The following is a 21,101-nucleotide window of genomic DNA, read 5'->3' as shown; positions in this document are numbered from 1 at the left end:
CGTGGCCCGGATCGACCGCCTCTTCGACGAGCTGCTCTCCAGGAAGGGCAGCGACCTGCACCTCGGCATCGGCTATCCGCCGCTCGTGCGCGCCCGCGGCGAGCTCCTCGCCCTGCGCGACACGCCCCTCGACGCCGCCGAGATGGAGGCGCTCCTCTTCGAGATCACGACCCCCGAGGAGACGCGGCGGATCGTCGACGAGCTCGATCTCGACTTCGCCTATTCCTACGCGGACAAGGCCCGTTTTCGCGCGAACTACTTCTACAAGACCACCGGGCTCGCGGCCGTCTTCCGCACCATCCCGAGCAAGATCCTCTCGCTCGACGATCTCGGCTGCCCCGAGATCATCCGCCGGCTCTCCGAGCGGACGAGCGGGCTCATCTTGATCACGGGGCCGACCGGCTCCGGCAAGTCCACGACGCTCGCGGCGATGATCGATCACATCAACCGCTCGCGCGCCTGCCATGTCCTCACGATCGAGGATCCGGTCGAGTTCGTGCACAGCCCCATCAAGGCCCACATCACGCACCGCGAGGTCGGCCCCGACGCGGGCAGCTTCGCGAGCGCGATCCGCAGCGCCGGGCGCGAGGACGCCGACGTGATCCTGATCGGCGAGCTCCGGACCAACGAGACCATGAAGCTCGCCTTGCAGCTCGCGAGCTTCGGTGTCCTCGTCTTCGGCACCGTCCACACGAACAGCGCCGCCGCGACGATCGACCGCATCATCAACGCGTTTCCCGCCGACGAGCAGCTCCAGGTCCGCGGCATGCTCGCCGAGAGCCTCGCCGCGATCATCGCCCAGCAGCTGCTCCGCACGAAGGACGGCACGGGCCGCGTCGCCGCGCACGAGATCCTCGTCGGATCGAGCGCGCTGTCCTCGATGATCCGCGAGGGCAAGACGTTCCAGATCACGAACCTGATGCAGGCAGGCCGCTCCGCCGGCATGCAGACGATGGACATGGCGCTGGAGCGGCTCGTCAAGAAGGACACCATCTCGGTCCAGGCGGCGCTGGAGAAGGCGATCGACAAGGACAGCTTCCAGAAGCTCTTCCCCGACCCGCAGGGGCCGTGACGCAGAATCGAGCCGCGGAGACGCCGGGAGGAAGGCGGAGGGCGACTCCACCGCCGTCAATGTGCTGGCCGGCGCGTTGACGGTCGAGCGAGGGGCCGCGTATCCTCGCTGCACCGATCCAATGCAACCTTCGACACAGGACAGCGCATCGCTCGACCTCGACGCCTACCTCGCACGCATCGGCCATCGCGGCGCGCTCGCCCCCACGCGGGAGGTCCTCGACGCGCTCCACGCGGCGCACGTCTACTCCATCCCGTTCGAGAACCTCGACGTCCTGCTCGGCCGACCGATCCGCCTCGACCTGGCCAGCGTCCAGGCGAAGCTCGTCGGGGCGCGCCGTGGCGGCTATTGCTTCGAGCACAACACGCTGTTCGCCGCGGTGCTGCGCCGGCTCGGATTCAAGCTCACGACGCTCATCGCGCGGGTGCGGTTCCAGCGCAGCGACACGGGCCCTCGATCTCACATGCTGTCGCTGGTCGAGCTGCCCGAGGGGCCGTTCATCGCGGATGTCGGCTTCGGCGGTCCGGGGCTCCTACAGCCGCTCCCGCTCGCCGAGGGCGAGGGCCGCGCGCGGGTGCTCGACGTGATCGGCTTGCGCCGGGAGGGCGCGTCATGGGTGCTCGTCTCCAGTGCGGGTGAGGCGTGTCAGGACATCTATGCGTTCACGCTCGAGGAGAACCTCCCGATCGACTACGAGGTGGCGAACCATTACACGTCCACGCACCCGAGCTCGCTGTTCGTGAACAACCTCATCGCGGCGCTCCCGTCGCCGGAGGGCCGGGTGACGCTGCGCAACCGTGAGCTGGGTATCTGGAGGAGGGACGGCGTCGAGCGCGTCCTTGTGCGCGACGACGCGCTCGTCGACGTCTTGAGAGAGCGCTTCGGGCTGGAGCTCCCGGCCGGGACGCGGCTCTCCTGCGCGGGCCTCGACAGCTGAAGCGACAGCGCGTCTTCCTCGGGGCCTGCCCGGGAGGCCGGGCGGGCGCGGCTCGCTGGCCGCGCCCGCCGCCCCTCGCGCCGGGGCGCTTCCGGATCAGTGCACGCGCCCGATGCCGCGGCGGATGAACGCCGAGCGGCTCGCGGCCGCGCTGGCCGACACGCCGCCGCTCGGCGCGGCCCTGAGCGCCGCGGAGGTCGGGGGCTCGCAGACAAGCGCCGTGAGATCCTGGTTCCGGCGCCTCAGATCGTTCAAGGTGCGCGGCTCGCCGGTCACCGGATCAGGGATGGTGGTCCCGGTCATGAAGCCCGACAGCGACGCCTCGTTCCCTGGCGACCTCGGGTTCACGTGCAGGAACCCCGTCCCGGTCTCCGCCGCGCCGTGGCACCCGTTGCAGGTGTTGAGCGAGAACTTGTGCCGTGCCTCGTTGTTGAGGATGCCAGGAGCGGTCCAGGCCGTGAGGTTGTTGAACGACGATCCGCCGAGGAACGGGCTCCCCTGGAACGTGTCGGGCACCGTGTGCTGCTCCGCGATGATCGAGGCCTCGTTCTGGTTCACGAAGGCAGCGAGCGTGGGCGATCCGTCGAACCCGAGATCCGGCGTCAGCTTGACGGTCTCCGGCCGCAGGAAGCCCGTCTGGGGCGAGAGGACGAACTCGCGCAGCTCCCACGGCCCCGCGAGCGCGATCTCGTTCGTGCGGAGCTGCCCGAGCGAGCTCCCGTTCGGCTTGCCGGGCGCGGCGTTCCGGCCTGCGAACCGCGTGGTGATGTCCTGGAGCGCCGCGTTGTACGCTTCGGAGGGGAAGGGCAGGCTGCCGAGGGCGTGCCAGTCGTTGGCCCAGTCGAGCACGTCGGCCTCGGTCGACGCGGGGAGCTTGTACTCCAGGATCACGGTGAACTGCTGCGAGAAGCCCTGGCTGACGACGCCGAACACGAACCTCCCTTCGCCGGCGTTGCCTTCGGCGAGGTTGCGCACGTCGATCCTGTTGACGATGCCGAGCAGCAGGAGCGGCGCCTGCTGCAGGTCGAGCGACCCGTCAGGGCTCCTCGGCCACTCGTCGAGCACGACCTGCTGAATCGTCGGGCGTGCCGGCACGGTGAAGCCGTTCACGACCTGATCGGTCAGCCAGGTGCTGAAGAGCTCCTCGACCATGGCCGGCGCCTCGGCGGGCGTGGGCGCCATGTCCTCCATCAGGCGCGCGAACGTCCATGCGCCCGTGCGCGGATCGCCCGGCGGCCCGTTGAACGTCGTGCGGAGGGGATCCTCGACCACGCTGAGGTGCTTCACGAAGATCTCTCGGCTCGTCCGGACGAAGCACCCCGTCGGCTCGATCAGCTCGAAGTCGAGGGCCCCCGAGGCGACGACGAACTCGGGCGAGTTGAAGTTGATCACGGAGAAGGGGAGCTCGTGGGCGCCTGGCTCCGCGTCCTCGGTGCCGGTGACGGTGACGGGGAACGTCGCCGTGTTCCCGGGCAGGACGCCGGGGATGAACGCGGGATCCACGGAGAGGTCGATGCCCGCCGACGGGCTGGAGATATTGAGGAGGTAGTCGCCGGGGCGGCACGAACCGACATCGTTGTTGGTGACGTCGACCTGGTACGTCACCGGCGTGTTCGGGGCGACCGGGCCGCTGCTCTCCGGCGTGACGACGACCGTCACGGGGCGCCTCAGGCAGGAGAGCTGGGCGATCTCCGAGCCGGTCGTCGGTGAGGCCGAGAGCCAGACCTCGTCGAGCACGCCCGTGAAGCGCTCCTTCTGCACGTTGTTGCCGATACGGATGGGCGCGTCGATGTCGTGGAGCGTGCCCGCCGCGCTGATCTGGCCGACCTGCTCGCCGTTCAGGAAGAGCCGCACGAACCTGCCGTCGTAGGTGCCCGCGACGTGGGTCCACACGTTGGCCTGGATGGGGGCGCGGGAGGTGACCGTCCGCCCGTTGGTCAAGGTCACGGTGAACCGCGCCTGGCTGTTCTTGATGTCGAGCGAGAAGCTCGTCTCTCCGCCGCCCTTCTCTTGCACGATGGTCCGCGGCGTCGACCCCGACACCGCGGTCGGCTTGACCCACGCGGCGACCGCGAGGTTCTGTCCGAACGTGAAGCTTGCATCGTCGTCGACCAGGATCTTGTCGTTGTCCTTGTTGAAGGCGACCCCGAGGCCGCTGATCCCTTGAGCGCACGCCGCGTTGGCCGAGCGGGTGGCCGTGTTGCCGTTGCCCGACGAGTCGAACAGCGCCGTCGTCGCGGCGTTGCAGTCGTCGAGCTGCCAGAAGCCGACGGCCGGCGGCCCGACCGGGGGCGGATCGCCGGGGTCACCGCCGCCGACGCCGACGCCGCCGCCGGTGGTGGTGGCGGGGTCGCCGCCGCCGACGCCGGCGATGGACGAGGTGCTGCTGCTGCCCGAGCCGCCGCTGCCGACGCTGCTGGAGCTGGCGACCACGCTGCTGCCGGAGCCGCCGCCGCCGACGCCGGTGGTGGAGGTGGCGACCGAGCTGCTGCCGAAGCCGCCGACGCCGGTGCCGACGCCGCTGACGGCGCTCGACGCGCCGACTGTCGCTTCGAGGGCTAGTTCTGCATCGCCGAGTGAGCCTTCATCGACGCCATAGCTTCCGCACGCGGCGGCGCCCGAGGCGAGCAGGGCGAGGACCGCGGCCGAGCTGGTTTTGATTGAGAGAGGATGGGCGAAGCCGAAGGAGAGGTTCCGCATCTGCGTTCTCGTTGGGTAAGAGTTGACTGCACGAGCGCCGTCCGGCCGCAGCTCGAGCTGCGGCCGGCGACGCGAACAGGCGTCTGTCAGACCCGACCGGGCTGTTCGGGTTTGGATGCCGGTGCGGAGCACCCGATTGGCAATTGATATGCCCGGCTCAAGATCGAGGTTTTCGCCTTGTCGCGTCGATCCCAGCGTGCCTGGCCATGTCGTTGAACCCCGACACTGGCACATCTGGCACACCCATTTTGCGGTCCCAGGCGGCTGCTCGAGATCAAACAAGCACGCTTCCGACGCGTCCAAATGGTGCGCAGCTGCGCGCGGCCAAGAGGGACAACAAGGTTCCTCCTCGCAGCCGCGCGCCCGTCACACTTCGTCCCGACCGCAGCTCCGCCGTCGAGCGACCATCCATTGCGCCGCTTCTATATGCCGCGCCGCCGCATCCACCTTCGCCGCGCGGCACCTGCCCCCGGCAGGTTTCCGCCGCGCGATCCTCTCCGCTCTTTCTCCGGCCTCTGATACACCCGTTTGCGGAGCTCTCCCGCACAGGAGACGGGCCCAGATCGGCGTTTTCGGCGCGGAGGCGTACTCATGTACGCCGAGCACCGAAAACGTCGAGATGGGCCCGTCTCCGAAGCGGGAGAGCTCCTCAGGAGGAAGACCAGCGGGGGCCTTGGGGGGTGTCTTCGAGCACGACGCCTGCCTCGGTCAGCAGGTTGCGGATGGCGTCCGCCTTGGCGAAGTCCTTCGCCTTCCGGGCCGCCTGGCGCATGGCGATCAGCCGGTCGATCGCGGCGTCACCCCCGCGCCCCGCCGCGCCCTCGGCAGGGGCGAGCGCGTAGTCCGGGACGAGCTCCGGATAGAGCGCCGGCTCGGCGATCTCCACCCCGAACACCGCGAGGTGACGCACGATGGCCCGGTAGACAGCGAGCATCGAGGGGCGATCCTCGCACTGCTCGATCCCCGCCGAGTAGAGCGCGCTCACGTAATCGAAAAATGCAGCCACGGCGTTCGGTGTGTTCAGGTCGTCGTCCATCGACTCGATGAAGCGCGCGATGAACCGCTCGGTGAGCTCCCCGAACTGGCCGTGAACGTACTGGTGGCGCATCCTCGGGAACCGCTCTTCCTCGGGGCGCTGCGACGCGTACGCGCCCGGGGCGAGGGGAGCCTCCGTCGCGCCGCGCAGCTTTTCGGCGAGGACCGTCGCGAGCTTCTTGATGCGCGCATAGCCCGAAGCGGATTGCTGGAGCAGCTCCCAGCCGAACGGGAGCTTGCAACGGTAATGCTGCGTCACGAAGAACCACCGCGCCTCGTCGTGCCCGTGCCTCGACAGGAGCTCCTCGATGGAGATGACGTTCCCGAGGCTCTTCGACATCTTCACGTCCTTGAGATCGAGGTGCTCCGGGTGCAGCCAGTAGCGCACCCAGGGCCGCCCGCAGAGCGGCTCGCTCTGCGCGATCTCGTTCTCGTGATGAGGGAACATGTTGTCGATGCCGCCCCCGTGGACGTCGAAATGGTCGCCCAGGAGCGCCGTGCTCATCGCCGAGCACTCGATGTGCCAGCCGGGGCGCCCGGTCGGCCACCCCTCCTCGCCGGTGCGCCAGCTCGGCTGGCCCGTGCCGGTCGGCTTCCAGAGGCTGAAGTCCGCCGGGTGCCTCTTCCGAGCGAAGTCCTCCTCGACGCGGCCGCTCGCCCCGACCTCCTGCTCGTCGACCTTGCGCCCCGAGAGCTCACCGTAGGACGCCCACGTGCCGACCTCGTAGAAGACCTCGCCGTTCACCGTGTAGGCGTGGCCCTTCTCGATCAGGCGCTTCGCCATGTCGACCTGCTCGTCGACGAAGTCGGTGGCGCGCGTGTAGACGGCGTAGTCCTTGATGTGGAGCTTGCGGCAGTCGCGCCGGAACGCCGCGATGTTCCGCTCGGCGACGTCGACGGCGCCCTCGCGCTCGCTCGCGCGCTGCATGATGCGATCGTCGATGTCCGTGTAGTTGATGATGCTCAGCACATGATAGCCGCGGTACTCGAGGTAGCGGCGGAAGACGTCCCAGAAGCAGTAGGTGCGCGCATGCCCGATGTGCATCGGAGCGTAGACCGTGAGACCGCACGTGTAGATGCGCACGACCTTCGGCCGGGCGGAGACGAAAGGCTCCTTCTTCCTCGTGAGCGTGTTATGGACCTTGAGCGGCATCGGCCACCTGCGTGAGTGTGCGAGCACCCCCCGGGACCGCGTACGCTACCCTGGCCCCGTCGCCCGGTCAACGCGGAACCTCGCCGGTTTTCCCTGTGGTTTCGCGGTGTCTTGCCTTGCTTTGCGTCGTCTCGCCACGTCTTGCGACGCCTTGCGGCCGTCCTCCCTCCGGTCTAGGCAACCGCGCATGCACATCACTTCAAGGACCTTGCTGTTCGTCCTCGCTGGCGCGCTCTCCCTCTCCGCTTGCGCGGGGAGCCCCCCGCCCGTCGAGAGCGCCCCGCCCCCGCCGCCGGCCCCCGCGCCGGCGCCGCCGGCCGCCGCGCCGGCCGCGCAGCCCGAGGCGGCGACGCCGCCCAAGGCGGACCCGGAAGCCGAGAAGAAGCAGGCGGAGCTCGCCAAGCTCGCCGAGGACACGAAGGCCATGGAGGCCAAGGCCGACAAGGAGGCGGCGCGGTTCGACGACGCGCTCAAGGCCCAGGTCAAGGCGCTCATCGCGGCCAATTACCCGAGCGCGGGCGCCGCGCTGCGGGCGGCGCTCAAGGGGAAGCACCGCACCCCGGGCAACGCCGAGCGCGACGCCGCCCGGCACCCTGTCGAGACCCTGGAGTTCTTCGGCCTCAAGCAGACGAGCACGGTCATCGAGCTCGGGGCCGGCGAGGGCTGGTACACCGAGCTGCTCGCGCCGGTGCTCGCGAAGAAGGGCAAGCTCCTCATCACGGCGTTCGATCCGAACGGCCCCGAGGACTCGCGCAACACGCTCTATGGAAAGCGCGTGAAGCGCATGCTCGAGAAGTCACCCGATCTCTTCGGCAAGGTCGATGTCATCGTGATCGATCGCGACAGCCCGAAGCTCGGGATCGAGGGCAAGGCCGACCTCGTCATCGCCATTCGCGAGGCGCACAACTGGCACCGGAACGGCAAGTTCGACGCCTACGTCGCCGAGGCGTTCAAGGCGCTCAAGCCGGGCGGCGTCTTCGGTGTCGAGGCGCACCGCGCCAAGCCCGACGCCAACCCCGATGAGAGCGCGAAGCAGGGATACCTCCCGGAAGCGTGGGTGATCCAGAAGATCGAGTCGGCGGGCTTCAAGCTCGGCGGCAAGTCCGAGGTCAACGCGAATCCGAAGGACACGAAAGACTACCCCGAAGGGGTCTGGACCCTGCCGCCGAACTTCCGGCTCGGCGACAAGGATCGCGCGCGTTACGCCGCGATCGGCGAAAGCGACCGCATGACCCTCAAGTTCGTCAAGCCCGCCCGCTGACCCGCCCTGCGCCCCGCCAGCGCCGACGCATTAGTACTACAGCCGCACTTGGTCCGAGGTGCGGCTGTAGGCATCAAAATCGTCGAGAAATCCGCGTCCGTCCGCCCGTCTGCAGCCGCAGATGGGCCGCAGGTGCGGCTGTAGTACTAGCCGCGCCAGCCAGCGCAGCACGGCACGCATCAGCATCGGGCAAAACAAGCGGTCGTGCGCGGCGCCGCCCTCGTCTCTCTTCGGACGAGACATAGACTTACCCTCCTTGGGCAATCTACTGCCCGGCGCGTACTCCGGCTCGCATGTCCACGTCGACGGGATGCGAGGCACGACTGCGCTCACCCATGGCTCCCTACTCCCGGAAGCGTCGTGTTCAGCGGAGAGCGCTCTGCTTCCTCCCAATCGGACCCGTTGGCGGAGCTCGCCCCTCCTTCGTCGCGCTGTAGCGGGAAGCTCGTCAGCGTCGCAGCGCGCCGGGCGGGCTCAGTCCCCGTGGCGGCGCGGACAGCGAGCGGCGACCGAAGCCGCGGCAGTGGAGGCGGCGGGAGCTTCGCTCGCGGGCTCCTGGCCGCAAGCTCGGGAGACGGCACCACAGGAGGGGGAACGTCGAGCGCGCGGGGAGGTACCGTCGGCGGTGTCGAGCTCTGCACCGGCGACGACGCGGGACGCGCCGAGTTCTCGCGCTCGGTGACGGGCTCGCCAACCTGGATCACCACGCTCTCCTCGGCGTCCGTCCGGTAGTCGTCGTGCAGCCGCCACAGGCGCTCCCAGTACCGCGCCGGCGTGCCGGTGAAGGTCTCCAGCTGCCGCGCGAGGCCGGGCGTCATGGGCAGGTCGCTCCTCAGCAGCCGCTCCACCTCCCTCGGTTCCAACCCCGTGCACTCGGCCAGCTTCCTCCTCCACGAAGGCGTCGTCGCACAGAACGACTCGAGGACCCTTCCCGGCCAGGGGACGGGGCGCCCTCGGGCGTCTCTCAGCTCCGCGAGCGCCGCGTCGACGTGACAGTCCAGAAGGCGCCGGTATCGATCCCGGTCCCCCACGGCCTGCTCCTTCGCATCGGTGAGAGCTGCCTCCTCGTCATCACGCGCGTGCTCGCGCGCCTCGCGAAGCCCGCGCTCGCGTCCCAGCGCTTCGCGCGCGGTGACCGCGAAGCCGATCGCGACGCACGCGATCATCGCGAGCCCGAGCGGCGACACGAGCCACATCGCACCCAGCATGTCCTCCATGGTAATTCTCCTCCTGGATGTAAGCATTCCTACGCAAGACAGATCTCGGCCCTGTGCTGTCTGCTCTGAAGACACCATCAGCGTCACCGTCAGCTCGCCGTCGATCGACGGCCGACGATTCAGCGAATGTGCCTGAACAGCGCTTCGCGCTCCGCTGCGAGCCGACCGCGCGGAAACTCCCGCGCATGGGCTTCGAGCAGCAGGCGCGCCTCGTGATCGCCCTCTCCGTCGTTGTCCTCGATGGCCCTTCGGGCCTGGCTGATCAGGCGCATCTCGCGTGCGGTGACCGCTGGCCACACGGGGCTCCCCGGGGACGAGATACGACGTGCTGTCGTCACAGAGGGTGCGGGCGTGCTGCTCACCACAGCCTCAGCGCGCGCGCTGCCTGTTGCCGCCGGCGCCGAGCTCTCGTGCGCGGCGGGCGCGGCAGCGGAATGCGCGCTAGCACGTGAGCCTTGCGCCGTGACGTCGTCTGGTGCGGGCGCGCGCCCCGGTGCGCGGAATGCCGCCGGGGGCAGCCACGATTCCGCGCTGGGCAGCGGCGGCACCGCCGAGAGGAGCGCGCCGGTCAACACGACGAACGCAACCTGGACGACGATCCTCACGCCCAGCCGGCGCAACCAGGCCGTCCACGACGCACGGCGGGCCAGCCCGAGCACCAGCGGGACGCAGGCGCTCTCGTCCCTACCGTGCGCGGGTTGCCGGGCCGTCCACCGCTTGAAAGCCGCAACGAGTCGATCCCAAGCCCGGCGGTGCTGCGCCCTCACCGTATCCAACGGGACGTTCAGCTCGGCGGCGATCGTGGAGAGCGGTGTCCCCTCCAGCTCGTGCTTGACCAAGAGATCCCGGTACTTGGGGCCGACCCGGTCGAGCAAGTCCCGGGCCAGCTTTTCCCGCTGCCGCAAGCGCAGCAGTTCCTCCGGCGTGGGGCATTCGTCTCGGGGATCGCGCTCCGCGAACGACGTCAGCACCTCTCCGCGGCGGCGCTCGTTCCGCCTGTGCTTCCGTGCCTCGTTGAGGGCGATCGTGACGAAGTACCGCGCCGGATCGCCGCTCAGCTCGACCCGCCTCGCCACTTCCAATCCCCGCAGCAGCGCGTTCTGCGCGACGTCCTCGGCGTCGCGCGCCGGCACGCCGTGAAGCCTGGCCAGGCGCCGGAAGCGGTTGAAGAAGTTGAGGAGATGGGTCGCTGGCTTGCCCACGGTAGGTAGCATCCCTGAGCCGCTCGAAACGGTGCAGGAAAGTGCAAGGAGCGGCCACTTTGGTAGCACCAGGTGGCACGCGATACATGCGTTCAGGTGCTCGAGTCTTCGCTACGCTGCCGCGAATAGGCGGTCGCATTGCCGCACCCGAACGCAATTTGCCACTGCCAGGGCCACTTTGCATCGATTCGCTCCCGTTGACGCCGCGCGGCTGGCGCGAGTACCGTCCAACCATGCGATGTTCCGCACGCGCTCTGCTCTTCTCTGCGCTCCTCGCCGCAGCCGGCGCTGCGAGCTCGGCCAGCGCGGAGGACGCCTATCCGGAGCCAGGACCACGTGACGGCGCAACGGTGAAGGACCATGTTCGCCGCGGTCGCAGGGCGCGCGACGCCGGGCAGTGGACCGAGGCATACGCCTCCTACAAGGCCGCCTTCGAGGCAGCAGACCCGGCGTCCAGCACGGAGCGAGAGCGCGCGGAGCTCGCCGGCGAGCTTGGCCTCTGCGAGCTCGCGCTGCGCAAGTACCGCGATGCCGCCGAGCACCTGGCCTTCAGCCTCGAGCAGCGCACGGCGCTGCCGCTCGCGCTTCAGCTGCGATTCGAGAAAGGAGAGCGCGAGGCAACATCGCACGTCGCGACACTCGTGCTCTCCGTCGATCCGCCGGATGCCGAGGTGCTCGTCGACGGCAAGTGGGTAGGCCGGGTCGCGCGGACGTACAAGCTGTTCTTGGAGCCCGGCCAACGCATCGTGCGGGCCAGCGCCCCGGGCCGCCAGGATGGGTTCCATGAGTTCGGGGCTGTGGCCGCCACGGCGTACAACGTCAGAATGCCGTTGGCGCGTATGGCGGTGAGCCAAGTTCCGGAGAGCGCGCCGGGTTCACCGAAGGAAACGCCGGAGACCAGGAGCTCTTCACCCGTCGTGCGCGCGCAGGCCCCCAGCCCGTGGGCTTCCTGGCCGGGGACGCTGCGTATCGCGGGAATCACCGCCACGACGGCCACCCTGTCGACGGGCGCCGTCCTGATGATCAGGGCCAGCACGCTGGATGGTGACGCGAGCGAGCAACGCGACGGGCTCACGCGTGGTCGGACGTCCAGCTCGTCGATGTGCTGGCAAGCGTCCCAGCGCTCCTCGTGCGGCGCCCTGCGCCGCCTCCTCGACGAGCGCAATCTCTCCGACGGCTTGGGCACGGCCCTGCTCATCACGGGGGGTGTCCTCGGCGCAGCGACGGCCGCGTCCTTCTTCACCGACTTCTCCTTCCTGGGGCTCTCGCCGGCTCAGGAGCGGATCCACGTCTCGCCCGTGGCGACCGGGCGTGAGACCGGCGTGAGGATCGAGGGACGGTGGTGAGGTCAGGCGGGGCGGTGGAGATGCGTTCGCAGGGCGGCCGAAGCGCTCGAGCTTCCGTTTTCGCCGTGGTGCTGTGCGCGTGGAGCGCGGGCGCGTCGACCGCGTGCCGTTATTCCGATGCTTGCTGGGAAGGGCTGGACTGCGCCCCCGATCCGGAGCCTCCGCCCGACCCCTGCGCAGGAGAGCCTGGTACCGCGCCGGCGCTGGACGAATGCGGGGTGTTCGTCAGCGCGTCGTCAGGCAACGACAGGCACCCCGGCACGAAGGACGCGCCGGTGAAGACCCTGCAACACGCGATCGGGCTCGCCGCGCACGGGCGAGGCCACGACGAGGCGGCGACCCGGCGCGTGTACGCGTGCGGCGGGTCGTTCGAGGAGGCGATCACGCTGCCTTCCGGGGTCGACCTCTGGGGCGGGCGCCTGTGTGACGGCGGGGATTGGTCGTATGCGGGGTCGTTCGACGGACCGGATCACCCGACGATCATCGCTCCGCCGGTGGGGATCCCTCTGCGGGTCCTCGGGGGGAACGACGCGGTCATCGCAGGGGACGACGCGACGTCCGTGATCTTCGGCGTGCGCGCCGTGGCGGCCGACGCCTCCGCGCGCGATGGAAAGTCGTCGATCGCGATGATCTTGAGCACGGCGGCCGCGGCGATCGTGCAGGACAGCGTGATCGTCGCCGGCAACGGCAAGGACGGGGAGCCGGGGGAGGACGCGCGCAGCGATCCGGCCAACAACGGCGTGCAGGGGAATGACGGCGCGGACGCCTGCACCGCGGACTTCGCGAAAGGTGCTCTCCCCGTCGTGACGGTGTGCGACGACGGCATCGAGTCGGCGGGCGGACCTGGGGGCTACGGCGACATCGAATCGGGGGGCGATGGCGCCGCGGGGCAGCCGGTGCCCGCGGAGAATCCAGACCGCTACGGGCTTGGAGGCACTGGCGCGGGGAGCGAGCATTGCGGTGCTGGCAAAGGCGGGAAGGACGGCCTTGACGGCGGTCGCGCGGCCGGCGCGGTGGGCATAGGCCAGCTCAGCATCAATGGCTGGATCGGCGTCCGGGGTCAGGACGGGAAGAAGGGCGGCGCCGGCCAGGGGGGCGGCGGCGGTGGCGGCAGCAAATCGCGAGGCGAGATGATGGCGTGCCCGGCGGGCCGACCTCAGGCCGGGGCGGCCGGCGGCTCGGGAGGAAGCGGCGGCTGCGGCGGCCAGGGAGGCAAGGGCGGCGGCTATGGCGGGGCGAGCATCGGCATCGTTGCGTTGCAGGGGAGCGCGCTGACGCTCGAGCGCACGGAGGTGTTTGCAGGCAACGGCGGCGGCGGTGGGGTTGGCGGGACGGGCCAACTGGGGGGCGTTGGGCTTCAGGGCGGTTGGGGTGGGGTCGGCTATAACAATATGTGGCCCGCGTGCAGAGGCGGCCGTGGAGGCAACGGCGGCCGCGGAGGCGATGCCGGAGGTGGCCTTGGCGGCCCTTCGTATGGCGTCGCGTCCATCGCTGCCTCCGTGACCTTCGGTCCGGACGCGCCCGCAACGGCCGGAAGAGGTGGGGACGGGGGTCTCGCCGGCTATGCAGCGCCTGATGACCCCGTCGGGATGGGCCTGCAAGGCGAATCCATGACTTATCGGCAATTCGAAGTCCCCGATCCCCCACCGCCCCAGTGAATGCCCCCCCTTCACGACACGACATCGAGGGAGAACGATGCGAACCACAAGAGCGATCCATCTGTCCCCCGCGCTGCTGCTCGTCGCGGCCGGCTGCGGCACCGCACCGGGTCCCAATGAGCCGGGCGGAACGGGGTGCGACGGCACCTCGTCGTGTCAGGGGGACGCGCCGCCAGAGTCGTTCTGTCTCGATCGCCTCGCCGCGGACGTGTGGGAGGATGGCTGCGGGGTGTTCGTGGCCGGCGTTTGGGGCGACGGCGACGACGCGAACCCGGGTACGAAGGAGCGGCCCGTGCGCACGTTGCAGCGCGCCGTGGAGCTCGCGCGTGCCGCACGCGGGCGCGTGTTTGCGTGCGCCGACGGCTTCTTCGGGCCCCTCGCGCTGCCTTCCGGCGTGGACCTGATCGGCGGCTTCAGCTGCATCGACTGGAAGCGGATGCCCCGCTTCGCGCCCTCGATCCTTCAGATTAGAGCTACCGACGGCATCGCTCTGACCGTCGTACCGGCGAGCGCCGGAGATACGGGAGCCGCGGACGGGGTATCGACGATCATCGACATGCGGCTCCAGTCGGGCGGCCCGATCGGAATGCTCGTGCAATCCGGCACGGTCGTGGAGGTCATCCGGAGCGAAGTTCGCACGTCGTACGGATGGGCAGGTCACGAAGGGGAGAAATGGGGCGGGCTAAATGAGGCAGCGACAGGACCGGATGGCATGTACGGCGGCGATGCGTGCTCGGCAGACACCGTCCCCGGCGGCCCGGCGGTGGTGAATCGGTGCGACGGCGGAATCCCGAGCGTTGGCGGCAAGGGAGGCGATGGGCTCCCCGACGGCGCGGAGGACGGGGACGACGGGGAGCCGTCGCCAACGCCAAACTCCGGGTATGATGGGCGGGGAGGCGTCGGGGGCGTGTCCACCCACTGCAGCAGTGGACACAACGGGCGCTCCGGCCGGTACGGCGCCGTCGGCGCCGCGGGTCTGGGCATCGGGCGTATCACCGAGACAGGATGGGAGAGCGACTGGGCAGGCGACGGCGAAAGGGGGATGCCGGGCCAAGGGGGCGGCGGGGGCGGCGGCCGTCGAGGGGGGCTCTCCACGTGCGGCGTGGCCTCCAAGGGAGGCGCCGGCGGCGGCTCGGGAGGCGTCGGCGGCTGCGGCGGCAGGGGCGGTCGCGGGGGCGAAAACGGGCACCCGACCATCGGCATCGTCGCGCTCCACGCCAAGCTGACGCTGCGCGATAGCGTCATCATCACCCTCGGCGCGGGCCCAGGTGGCAACGGCGGGGAGCCCGAGGAAGGCGGCGATGGGGGCCGAGGCGAACTAGGCGGCGCCGTGGGGGACGGCACGTGGTCCTGCGAGGGTGGCGACGGCGGCCATGGGGGCGACGGCGGCTACGGCGGCCCCGGGCGCGGCGGCGACTCGATCGGCATCGCCTACCTCGACGAGGACCAGCTCACGCTGGAGGGCGTGACCTACGAGCTGGGACCGCCGGGCAAGGGCGGCGTGAGCTGGGATTGGTCCGGCGAAGAGATCCACGGGGAGGACGGCATCCAGGTCGAGACACAGCGCTTCCCTGACTAGGATCACGACACATCAGGCGAACCCTGCAAACGGTGTGAAGCGCATACGCCTCGGGCGATCCGCCATGGCGTGATCGCGGGAACCATCGCCGCGCTCCAGCCGATTGCGGCGACGGCCACTGCCGACCGGAAGGACAAGGGAGCGGGCCCCCTCCGGGGTGCGGGCGGCCTACCGCTTCAGCGACGGCGCGTGAAGCCGAGGACGAGCGCCGCGCCCATGCCGACGAGCACGAGCAGGGCCACGGCGACCCACACCCAATCCCGGGGCTCCGAGCTGAAGGAGACAGCCACCGCGCCGCACCCGGGAGAACACGCTCTTTTCATCAGGCAACCGTCCTTTTCATCAACCACCGCCGCCGGTCCGCCGGAAGGTGCGGACCACGCCGCGATATTCCTTGACGCCGCGGCCCCGCTATCTGCTCCGGCGCCATGGTCGACGCCGGCGTCATCGCGCGCCTGCGGGCGTCGACCTCGACGCGCGCGGCCGCTCCGCAAACCGTGGCGCCGAATGCGGTCACGTGGACGACAGCCGCCCGGGGCTGTGGTTACGGATCCACCCAAGTCCAGACGTCCGAGAAGAGGCACACGTAGATCGTCGCCTCGCCCATCATCACCCCGTCCATCGCCACATCCGGCACCACTTCGTTCCCGAGCTCCGGCGGGATCGGCTGGTAGCCGGGGTACGTGGCCTCGATCTCTTCTGCGACCGCCGCCGGTATCTCGTCGGGCTCGCCCCTGCTGTGGATTCCATAATAAGGCCCGAGAAGGCTCACGTGGAAGCTGAGCGAAGCCCTGCTGCTGAGCGAAGGAGCGGGCTCGAAGTCCTTGGGGCGATAGATGCGGGCCGAGTACGCCGGGTCGATCCCCCCCGCAAACAGGTTGAGCGACTCGTTTTGAAGGCCGTATCGTTCGTACATACGGTGGATCATCGCTTCCCACCTCGGGTACTCCGCTCGCCCGCGATTTGCGGCTTCCACCAGGCGGCCGTGCTCCTCCGTGTCCTCGTAGACGGGCTCGCCCGGAGGCACATAGATGCGCATGATTTGTTGCACACCCCGCGGGTAGAATCGGTAGATAACGTCGAGCAGCTCGGAGCGAGTTGTCTTCATGGACTCGTCACCGACGCGCCGAGTAGCGGGTACTTGGACTTGAACGCGGCTTTTGCCTGAGTGCCAAATCTTGTACAAAAGATCCCTGGCGGCAGGTTGTAGTCCATGACGTTGGCAACATCCTCCGTGATCTCTTCGCTGAGGCTGGCTGCACGAAGTGGATCGATTTTCCCCATAAATTCAGTCCGGATCGGCATTTTGATGGTGACAGCGCAGGACCACTCGGTGGTGCCGCCTGAAAATACGTGCTTGAAATTCAGGTTTGTCTTGGCCTGTTGCCACCCGCCCGCCTTCCCCCGGCCGTCATCCTCGACAATGGTAACAAACGTAAAGAACGACGAATCGAAATCTACCCAGACAAAGTGGGCCATTCCAGGCTTCGGACACTTCGAGCTGCATGCACCGCTACAGCTCAAGAAGGTCGCTCCGGCTCCCGCCACATCGCCGGCTCCGGGGCACTGGTCTCGCGGGCTCTCCGGGCGGTATGTCGTTGGGGTCTCCGAGCTGTCGCTCGGTCTCTCCTCTTCGTCTTCGAGTTCCCACTCGTTGCAGGCGATCTTGCGCTCGCCGCCGCCTTGGGGGTCGGCCCCGAAGTCACCGGATGCGGAGGAGGTGAAGACGGGACGTGGCTCGGAGCCCGGACCGGCCCCTGCACCCGAAGTTCTTTCCCCCACAGGATAGCAGTCGCCGAACGTCATGTTGCACGCCGCCAGCGCCCAAACCGCGATGACCAAGATCAATAATAGAACTTTTCTCACGTTCATTTCTCACTCCATCGAAGCACAGGACCAGCAACAATGACGACGGACACATAGCCCGGGAGCACCAGGCTGCCCCGACCGACCCAATCCACATTGACGCTCGCCGACACCCCCAGCGGTCCAGCGACGTACGCGTTGGTCTGCGCGTGGCCGCCTACGGCCAAGCCACCGACGTGGCCGCACAAGGTGACGCCGCACGCCGGCATGAGGTAGAACGCGACAGACGGCCCCGCGCCGACGTTGCCGTCCTTCCACGCGTACCCGATGTCAACCGAGGTCTGGTTGTAGATCCCAAGCCCGTCCTCCTGGATCGGGGGTAGGATCGTGCACAGGTCGTGCACCGTGAACAGGATGTCTCGCTGGATGGGCCAAGATATGCTCGCGTGCGGCCCCACCGCGAGGCGCGGAACGGTACCGGCCTGGAGCCACCCGAGGCTCACACCGGCGCTCAGCTCGGAGGCCTCTCCTTGCGTCGGTACGGCGACGAGCAGCGGGATGACCAGGATCCCCCATGGGATCCGCCGCCTTCTTGTGCCCATCGTCCCCTTCCCGTCTTCCGCAACTCGTGAGCAACGTGCCGACGCGGGGCATTCTTCTGATAATAGAGATCCGCCGTCAAACGGAATCTGGACGAGCACACACCACGGACCAGGGGTCGTCCCGTCCAAAGCGCACGCCAATGCGCAGCTGCCTGCGCGGCTCGCGTGCTCGTCCACCTGCCGGCACCGGAAGCCCGTCCACGTCGCGGTAGGATCGGGTATCTCTCGCAAACCGCATTGCAAGTGCGCGACATGTCTCGTAGTCGTCGAGACCACTCTCCGCCGCTGAAAGGCGGCGGCCCCTTTGAAGCATCGCGACGGCCTCTTTTCTTCCGCACCGACCCGCGGCGGTCGACGGGGCGGCCTCCGTGCCTAGCACGGCTCCCGCGGTGTGCGACGCGCGGGGCGAACTCGGAACCCCGCCGCCTCCCTCCGCAAGCCCCGTCGGCCGCTGCGGAAGGCCACCCCCCGCGTCCCGGAGGGCATCCCGACGCCTCCCGAAGCCTTGGCGACCCCTCCCGAAGCCTTGGCGACCCCTCCCGAAGCCTTGGCGACCCCTCCCGAAGCCTTGGCGACCGCTCCAAAGGCCATGTCAGCCGCCCCGGAAGGTCATCCCCGCGTTCCGGAGGCCTTGTCGGGCGCTCCGGAGGCATGTCGGTCCGCCCGACATGCCCTCCACGCCGCCAGATCCGGCTCAAATCCCGGCCACCCCGCCCTCCAGCCGGCCACGGAGGCCCTCGAAGCCGCGCGCCATGCCTTACGAACCCGCGCGCCATGGCTTAAAAACCGCCCCCTTGGCCCTTCAGGACCGCGCGACGACGCTCCGGACCAGCCGACATGGCCTCCTCCGCGCGCTGGACACCTCCTCCCTCGACGCCGGGTTCATGCGGCGCCGTACCGCCGGCTTGCCAGTCAACGGGGCACTGTGCTCACCTCGCATCCGGGAGGTTGACTTGAGCTCAGAGATCGACGTCGACGGCGAAGGTCCCAGCCGGCAGGTGCTCGCCGAGATCCCAGCGCGTGCGCTGAAGTTTCTGTCCGCAGCAGGCAAGAACAAACAGATCCGCGCGCTCCTCCGGGAGCGCGGCTACACCGACGAGGACCACAGGGAGGGCTGGGACCTGCTCCACCGCGCCTCCGGCTTCGGCATCGGCGAGCCCGACGAGGTCGAGGACGCCGAGGTCGGCAAGGCGGTCGCCGAGCTGGACGCGTGGGACGAGCCGCACTTCCGGATCATCCGCGCGATGCTCGAGCGGCGGCACCCGCTCCAGGAGAAGTTCGTGTTCGACAACCTCACCCCGCAGGTCGGCGCGGGCGCGGTCGTGTCCGTGAAGACGCTGCTCGACCGGCTCGACGCCCTCGAGAAGAGCGCGAAGCGCAAGGCGACCCGCAAGGACGACCACGCCGCGCTGGAGACGCTCGCGAAGCGCGGGTACCCCAAGGAAGAACGAAGCCGCCTGCGGCAGCTCGTCGACATCGCGTCGGGCGACGGAACGGCGGCCGTCGAGGGCGACGGAGAAGAAACCGGCGACGCCGAGCAGGTGAGGGCGGTCGTCGACAGCCAGGAGCACGTCGATGCGCTCCGCGCCCTCTACGGCTGGTACCGCGAATGGTCGGAGACGGCCCGCGCGGTCGTCAAGCGGCGCGACTTCCTGGTCCGGCTGGGGCTTGCGCACCGCAAGACGAAGGCGAAGGCCAAGTCGGGCCCCGCCGCGCCGCCTGCGCCCGGCGTGCTCTGAGCTCGACCTCCAGCACTACAGCAGCAGTTGGTCCGAGGTGTGGCTGTAGGCATCAAAATCGTCGAGAAATCCGCGTCCGTCCGCCCGTCTACAGCCGCAGATGGGCCGCAAGTGCGGCTGTAGTACTAGGCGGGCGCCGCGGCGCGGCCCGGCGGCCGCACGAACACGCGGCGCATCGGGATCGTGGCGCCGGCGGCCCCCGAGACCCGGTGTGACAGGAAGGCGACGCCATCGAGCATGGCCGGCGACGCGTACACGCCCGGCTCCGCCGTCTCCGGGAGGCACGAGGAGAGCTCGAGGAGGTTCCCGCCCACCAGGGCGCCGTCCTCGGTGAGCACCGCGTCGCCGGCGTGGAGGCAGAAGCGGACGCTGATCCTGGGATCGCGCTGGCCCGGCCCGGCGAGCCGCGTGTGCAGCTCGATGGCGGCCGCGATCGCGCGGTGGCGCGCCTCTTCGGTGCCGCGCTCGCCGCGCCGGAGGTCCGCCGCGAGAAGCACGCTGGTGCTCGTGATCGCGAGCGGCGAGAACCCCGAGGGCGCGAGCGCGGCCACGGCGTCCGGGACCACGGCCTCGAAATCGGCCAGGAAAGCGTCGGTGGGGGCCTCGAGCGCGCGGCTCTCGGCGAGGACCTCGACGAGCAGCCCGATGGCGAGGCGCCGGATGTGACCCGCCTCCACCGCGCCGGTCCGCGCGATCCGCGCCGTCGCGGCCCGCACGTCGCCCAGGAACGCGGCGACGTCCGGGTGGCGGCCCGCGGGATCCTTGCTCATGGCCCGCACGACGATATCGTCGAACGCCGGGTCGACCGGCGCGTGCAGGCTCGGGCGGGGCGGCGCCTGGTGCAGGTGCAGGTGGCGCAGCACCGGATACGTGGTCGCCAGGAACGGCATGGATCCCGCGATCATCGTGTAGAGCAGCGCGCCGAGCGCATAGACGTCGGTCCGCATGTCGACAGGCCGGTTGAGGAGCTGCTCGGGCGACATGAACGCCGGGGTCCCCACGACGTGCCGTGACGACGTGAGCGAGAGATCCGTCGCGCCGAGCAGCTTCGCGATGCCGAAGTCGAGCAGCACGACCCTGAGCTCCCCGCCGCGCTCGCACAGGATCACGTTCGAGGGCTTCACGTCGCGGTGGATGATCCCGAGCGCGTGGACCGCGGCGAGCGCGCCGCAGAGCGGATCGAGGATCGCGAGCGCCTCGTCCGCCGGGAGCCGCCCGCGCGCGAACAGGTGCTGCTCGAGGCTCTTGCCCTGGAGGAGCTCCATCGCGAAGTAGGGCCTCCCGTCGTCGAGCCGCCCGACGTCGAGGATCTCCACGACGTTCGGGTGCCGGATCCGCCCGATCGCGTCCACCTCGCGCTGGAAGCGGAGCACGACGTCGGCGCGTGAGATCAGGTCGGCGTGCATGATCTTGACCGCCGCCGGCGCCTTGCTCGCCGCGTGCACCGCGCGGTGGACGACGCCGAACCCACCCTCGGCGATGACGCCGTCGAGGAGGTACTCGCCTGCCCGCAGCGTCGCGGCGCGCGGGGCGCCCGGACCGGCGCCCTCGCGATCGCGCGTGTCGGGCGTGTTTTGTTTCCATGTCCGCGACGTGACGATCAGCGGCTCGCCCGCCGCGGGGGCGTCGGCCGGCGGCGCGGCGGGAAGCGGCTCATCGTTCTGGCCAGGGTTCTTCATCGGATATGCGACAGCCGCTTACTTCCTCGATGACAACTGCTGAGCCCGCGCATTACAGTACGCGCAGGCCGGTGTCGAACGCGACCCCCGGTTGCCGGCAGACGAGCCGAATCAT

General features: G+C 69.5%; 17 protein-coding genes. 7 read left to right on the top strand and 10 right to left on the bottom strand.

Features of this window, described 5'->3' with window-relative positions; all coding sequences use genetic code 11:
- Position 1: 1 nt before the first annotated feature.
- Both WMF19_RS30430 and WMF19_RS30425 read left to right on the top strand, forming a co-directional pair.
- Positions 2–1,072 (top strand): type IV pilus twitching motility protein PilT, encoded by a 1,071-nt coding sequence (locus tag WMF19_RS30430; protein WP_272094259.1) that lies wholly within the window; start codon positions 2–4, stop codon positions 1,070–1,072.
- Between the two features lie 121 nt (positions 1,073–1,193).
- On the top strand, positions 1,194–2,009 hold the full coding sequence (locus tag WMF19_RS30425; RefSeq protein ID WP_437893581.1) for an arylamine N-acetyltransferase family protein: 816 nt from the start codon (positions 1,194–1,196) through the stop codon (positions 2,007–2,009).
- Positions 2,010–2,105: 96 nt separating this feature from the next.
- Here WMF19_RS30425 and WMF19_RS30420 read toward each other — a convergent pair whose 3' ends face one another.
- Together WMF19_RS30420 and cysS are read right to left on the bottom strand one after the other, a co-directional pair.
- Complete coding sequence (locus WMF19_RS30420; protein WP_437893580.1) at positions 2,106–4,709, bottom strand: LamG-like jellyroll fold domain-containing protein; 2,604 nt, start codon at positions 4,707–4,709, stop codon at positions 2,106–2,108.
- Between the two features lie 649 nt (positions 4,710–5,358).
- A complete protein-coding gene (cysS, locus tag WMF19_RS30415) occupies positions 5,359–6,897 on the bottom strand; it encodes a cysteine--tRNA ligase (RefSeq protein WP_437893579.1) in 1,539 nt (512 codons plus the stop codon).
- A 187-nt stretch (positions 6,898–7,084) separates the two neighbouring features.
- Here cysS and WMF19_RS30410 point away from each other — a divergent pair, with 187 nt between their 5' ends.
- Entirely contained in the window at positions 7,085–8,158 is a 1,074-nt protein-coding gene (locus WMF19_RS30410) for a class I SAM-dependent methyltransferase (RefSeq protein ID WP_437893578.1), read from the top strand.
- Between the two features lie 36 nt (positions 8,159–8,194).
- On the opposite strand, the gene WMF19_RS30405 is transcribed toward WMF19_RS30410, so the two are convergent.
- The 3 genes from WMF19_RS30405 to WMF19_RS30395 all read right to left on the bottom strand — a co-directional run bounded on the left by WMF19_RS30405 (position 8,195) and on the right by WMF19_RS30395 (position 10,577).
- Entirely contained in the window at positions 8,195–8,401 is a 207-nt protein-coding gene (locus WMF19_RS30405) for a hypothetical protein (protein ID WP_437893577.1), read from the bottom strand.
- A gap of 86 nt (positions 8,402–8,487) precedes the next feature.
- A complete protein-coding gene (locus WMF19_RS30400) occupies positions 8,488–9,375 on the bottom strand; it encodes a helix-turn-helix transcriptional regulator (protein WP_437893576.1) in 888 nt (295 codons plus the stop codon).
- 119 nt (positions 9,376–9,494) lie between these two features.
- On the bottom strand, positions 9,495–10,577 hold the full coding sequence (locus tag WMF19_RS30395) for an RNA polymerase sigma factor (RefSeq protein ID WP_437893575.1): 1,083 nt from the start codon (positions 10,575–10,577) through the stop codon (positions 9,495–9,497).
- 350 nt (positions 10,578–10,927) lie between these two features.
- On the opposite strand from WMF19_RS30395, the gene WMF19_RS30390 reads away from it, so the two are divergent.
- The 3 genes from WMF19_RS30390 (at position 10,928) to WMF19_RS30380 (ending at position 15,160) form a co-directional block, all read left to right on the top strand.
- Positions 10,928–11,923: a hypothetical protein gene (locus tag WMF19_RS30390; RefSeq protein ID WP_437893574.1), complete on the top strand. Its 996-nt coding sequence runs from the start codon at positions 10,928–10,930 to the stop codon at positions 11,921–11,923.
- Positions 11,924–11,943: 20 nt separating this feature from the next.
- A complete protein-coding gene (locus WMF19_RS30385; protein ID WP_437901695.1) occupies positions 11,944–13,581 on the top strand; it encodes a hypothetical protein in 1,638 nt (545 codons plus the stop codon).
- A gap of 556 nt (positions 13,582–14,137) precedes the next feature.
- Entirely contained in the window at positions 14,138–15,160 is a 1,023-nt protein-coding gene (locus WMF19_RS30380; RefSeq protein WP_437893573.1) for a hypothetical protein, read from the top strand.
- A 176-nt stretch (positions 15,161–15,336) separates the two neighbouring features.
- Here WMF19_RS30380 and WMF19_RS30375 read toward each other — a convergent pair whose 3' ends face one another.
- The 4 genes from WMF19_RS30375 to WMF19_RS30360 form a co-directional block, all read right to left on the bottom strand.
- Positions 15,337–15,483, bottom strand: a complete 147-nt coding sequence (locus WMF19_RS30375; protein ID WP_437893572.1) for a hypothetical protein — start codon at positions 15,481–15,483, stop codon at positions 15,337–15,339.
- A 221-nt stretch (positions 15,484–15,704) separates the two neighbouring features.
- A complete protein-coding gene (locus tag WMF19_RS30370; protein ID WP_437893571.1) occupies positions 15,705–16,268 on the bottom strand; it encodes a hypothetical protein in 564 nt (187 codons plus the stop codon).
- Positions 16,265–17,032, bottom strand: coding sequence for a hypothetical protein (locus tag WMF19_RS30365; RefSeq protein WP_437893570.1), 768 nt, complete (start codon positions 17,030–17,032; stop codon positions 16,265–16,267). Before WMF19_RS30365 ends, WMF19_RS30370 begins: the two co-directional genes overlap by 4 nt.
- Positions 17,029–17,568 (bottom strand): hypothetical protein, encoded by a 540-nt coding sequence (locus WMF19_RS30360; protein WP_437893569.1) that lies wholly within the window; start codon positions 17,566–17,568, stop codon positions 17,029–17,031. The genes WMF19_RS30365 and WMF19_RS30360 overlap by 4 nt, the downstream gene beginning before the upstream one ends.
- Before the next feature lie 953 nt (positions 17,569–18,521).
- Between WMF19_RS30360 and WMF19_RS30355 the strand changes: the two genes are divergently transcribed.
- A complete protein-coding gene (locus WMF19_RS30355) occupies positions 18,522–19,307 on the top strand; it encodes a hypothetical protein (RefSeq protein ID WP_437893568.1) in 786 nt (261 codons plus the stop codon).
- 125 nt (positions 19,308–19,432) lie between these two features.
- On the opposite strand, the gene WMF19_RS30350 is transcribed toward WMF19_RS30355, so the two are convergent.
- A complete protein-coding gene (locus WMF19_RS30350; RefSeq protein ID WP_437893567.1) occupies positions 19,433–20,986 on the bottom strand; it encodes a serine/threonine-protein kinase in 1,554 nt (517 codons plus the stop codon).
- Positions 20,987–21,101: the final 115 nt, after the last annotated feature.

The organism is Sorangium sp. So ce124, assembly GCF_051525235.1.
Classification (GTDB): domain Bacteria; phylum Myxococcota_A; class Polyangia; order Polyangiales; family Polyangiaceae; genus Sorangium; species Sorangium atrum.
This window is presented reverse-complemented; position numbering and strand designations above follow the sequence as displayed.

What these genes read in the sequence shown, in the direction of transcription:
- WMF19_RS30385 (WP_437901695.1), top strand. Translation starts at nt 11,944, where the DNA reads ATGCGTTCGCAGGGCGGCCGAAGCGCTCGAGCTTCCGTTTTCGCCGTG.
- WMF19_RS30420 (WP_437893580.1), bottom strand. Translation starts at nt 4,709, where the DNA reads ATGCGGAACCTCTCCTTCGGCTTCGCCCATCCTCTCTCAATCAAAACC.
- WMF19_RS30365 (WP_437893570.1), bottom strand. Translation starts at nt 17,032, where the DNA reads ATGAACGTGAGAAAAGTTCTATTATTGATCTTGGTCATCGCGGTTTGG.
- WMF19_RS30380 (WP_437893573.1), top strand. Translation starts at nt 14,138, where the DNA reads ATGCGGCTCCAGTCGGGCGGCCCGATCGGAATGCTCGTGCAATCCGGC.
- WMF19_RS30375 (WP_437893572.1), bottom strand. Translation starts at nt 15,483, where the DNA reads ATGAAAAGAGCGTGTTCTCCCGGGTGCGGCGCGGTGGCTGTCTCCTTC.
- WMF19_RS30410 (WP_437893578.1), top strand. Translation starts at nt 7,085, where the DNA reads ATGCACATCACTTCAAGGACCTTGCTGTTCGTCCTCGCTGGCGCGCTC.
- WMF19_RS30425 (WP_437893581.1), top strand. Translation starts at nt 1,194, where the DNA reads ATGCAACCTTCGACACAGGACAGCGCATCGCTCGACCTCGACGCCTAC.
- WMF19_RS30370 (WP_437893571.1), bottom strand. Translation starts at nt 16,268, where the DNA reads ATGAAGACAACTCGCTCCGAGCTGCTCGACGTTATCTACCGATTCTAC.
- WMF19_RS30360 (WP_437893569.1), bottom strand. Translation starts at nt 17,568, where the DNA reads ATGGGCACAAGAAGGCGGCGGATCCCATGGGGGATCCTGGTCATCCCG.
- WMF19_RS30405 (WP_437893577.1), bottom strand. Translation starts at nt 8,401, where the DNA reads ATGTCTCGTCCGAAGAGAGACGAGGGCGGCGCCGCGCACGACCGCTTG.
- cysS (WP_437893579.1), bottom strand. Translation starts at nt 6,897, where the DNA reads ATGCCGCTCAAGGTCCATAACACGCTCACGAGGAAGAAGGAGCCTTTC.
- WMF19_RS30400 (WP_437893576.1), bottom strand. Translation starts at nt 9,375, where the DNA reads ATGGAGGACATGCTGGGTGCGATGTGGCTCGTGTCGCCGCTCGGGCTC.
- WMF19_RS30350 (WP_437893567.1), bottom strand. Translation starts at nt 20,986, where the DNA reads ATGAAGAACCCTGGCCAGAACGATGAGCCGCTTCCCGCCGCGCCGCCG.